Consider the following 1,901-nt stretch of genomic DNA (forward strand, 5'->3'; position numbering starts at 1 on the left):
CCCGACTTCGACACTTCCAGCCCGATTTTGGCCTGAAATCGGTACCTGCGGTCTGAGAATTCAGCGACTTAGAAAATTCCGGCCGAATTTCTTGTAGTGACACGTTTTTCTCTGGGTTCCTTGCCAGCAGTGACATCGGCGGCCTATGGTGATGACATGTTTGTCAAGGTCACCAAATCCGGTCCGCGTCGCTACGTGAAGCTCGTCGAGTCTTTCCGAGACGAGGCCGGCAAGTCGCGCCAACGCGTGATCGCCACGCTGGGCCGCCTCGAGGCCGTCACGGCCGGGGAATCCAGCGCGCTGATCAATGGCCTGTTGCGCGTCTCCGGCCAGCCAACGCTCGACGAAGGCACCGGCGAGACCGACTTCGCGCCGGCGCGCTCCGTCGGCGACACTTGGCTACTGACCTCGCTCTGGAAAGAACTCGGCCTGGACGATGCCTTCCGCCGTGTGCTGCGCAGCAAGCGGCAGTTCGATGCCGAGCGGCTACTGCGGGTCATGGTGTTCAACCGCCTCTGCGATCCCGAATCCAAGCTCGGCGTGTTGCGCTGGCTGGAGGAGGTGCTGGTGCCCGATGTCGATACGGCCGCGATCCGTCATCAGCACCTGCTGCGCACCATGGATACCCTGTCGGAGTGCAGCGAAGCGCTCAATGACGTGCTGGCTCAGCAGCTCAAGCCGCTGATCGATCAGGAGCTGTCGATCGTCTTCTACGACCTCACCACGATCCGTGCGGAAGGCGGCACGTCACTCGAGGGTGATGTGCGCCATTACGGCCCCTCGAAGGAGGGCGGCATCGGCCGCCAGTTCATGCTCGGTGTCGTGCAGACGGCGGAAGGGCTACCCATTCACCACGAGGTCTTCGATGGTAACGTCGCCGAAACCAAGACGCTGCTGCCGACCATCGAGACCGTGACCAAGCGCTTCAAGGTGCGCCGTGTGGTGCTGGTGGCCGACCGTGGTTTGTTGTCTCTGGACAACCTGGAAGCCCTGTCCGCCGTACGGATCGAGGGTCGTCCCCTGGAATTCATCCTGGCCGTGCCAGGCCGCCGTTACGGCGAGTTCGATGACTTGTTGAAGGCGTTTCACCAGACGCACTGCCAGGACGCCGATCGCGAAGCCTACGGCGAGATGGCCTGGCAGGGTCATCGGTTGATCGTGGCGCACCGACCGGACGTCGCCAAGGTGCAGACAACCGCGCGCGATCAGAAGATCGAGGCGCTACAGGCCGATGCGCGCCAGTGGTTCGAGAAGTTGGACAGTCAGGATGCCGGACGCCGCTATCGCGGCAGAAAACTCTCCGATCCAGGCGTGACGGCCCGGTTCTACAAGGCCGTCACTGACGCTCACCTCGGCCATATTCTTAAGGTCGATCTGACCGCCGAGACGTTCAACTACGTGCTCGATCAACGGGCGCTGGATCGCGCCAGGATGATGGATGGCAAGCTGCTGCTGGTCACGAACATGGCCGATCATGAGCCAGAGCAAATCGTCGAGCGCTACCGGGCGCTGGCTGACATCGAACGCGGCTTCCGGGTGCTGAAGAGCGACATCGAGATCGCGCCGGTCTACCACCGGTTGCCGGATCGTATCCGTGCCCATGCGCTGATCTGCTTCCTCGCTCTGGTGCTTTACCGCGTGCTACGGATGCGGCTGAAGGCCAGTGATTACAAGCTTTCGCCGACGCGGGCACTGGAAATTGCCCGCAAGATTCAGTTCCACCAGGTCCTGCTTCACCGTCGCGAGACTGCGAGCGGCCTGACCAAATTGAAGCCTGAACAACGCGACCTTTTCGAAGCGATTGGCCTGCCGGCGCCTGCCGCAGCACGCTTGTAGTGCCAATTTTGAAAAGGCGTTTCCAGGCTAATCAGTGGCTTACGCTTCTATCTGTCGAACTCGGG

At 61.6% G+C, this 1,901-nt stretch carries 1 protein-coding gene; it reads left to right on the plus strand.

Annotated features, from left to right (window positions below; genetic code table 11):
- Positions 1–156: 156 nt before the first annotated feature.
- Positions 157–1,836: an IS1634 family transposase gene (locus DOM57_RS07700; protein WP_110648648.1), complete on the plus strand. Its 1,680-nt coding sequence runs from the start codon at positions 157–159 to the stop codon at positions 1,834–1,836.
- Positions 1,837–1,901: the final 65 nt, after the last annotated feature.

Source organism: Salinicola peritrichatus (genome assembly GCF_003206715.1).
Classification (GTDB): Bacteria; Pseudomonadota; Gammaproteobacteria; order Pseudomonadales; family Halomonadaceae; genus Salinicola; species Salinicola peritrichatus.

Coding starts and splice junctions, on each gene's coding strand:
- DOM57_RS07700 (WP_110648648.1), top strand. CDS start 157: ATGTTTGTCAAGGTCACCAAATCCGGTCCGCGTCGCTACGTGAAGCTC.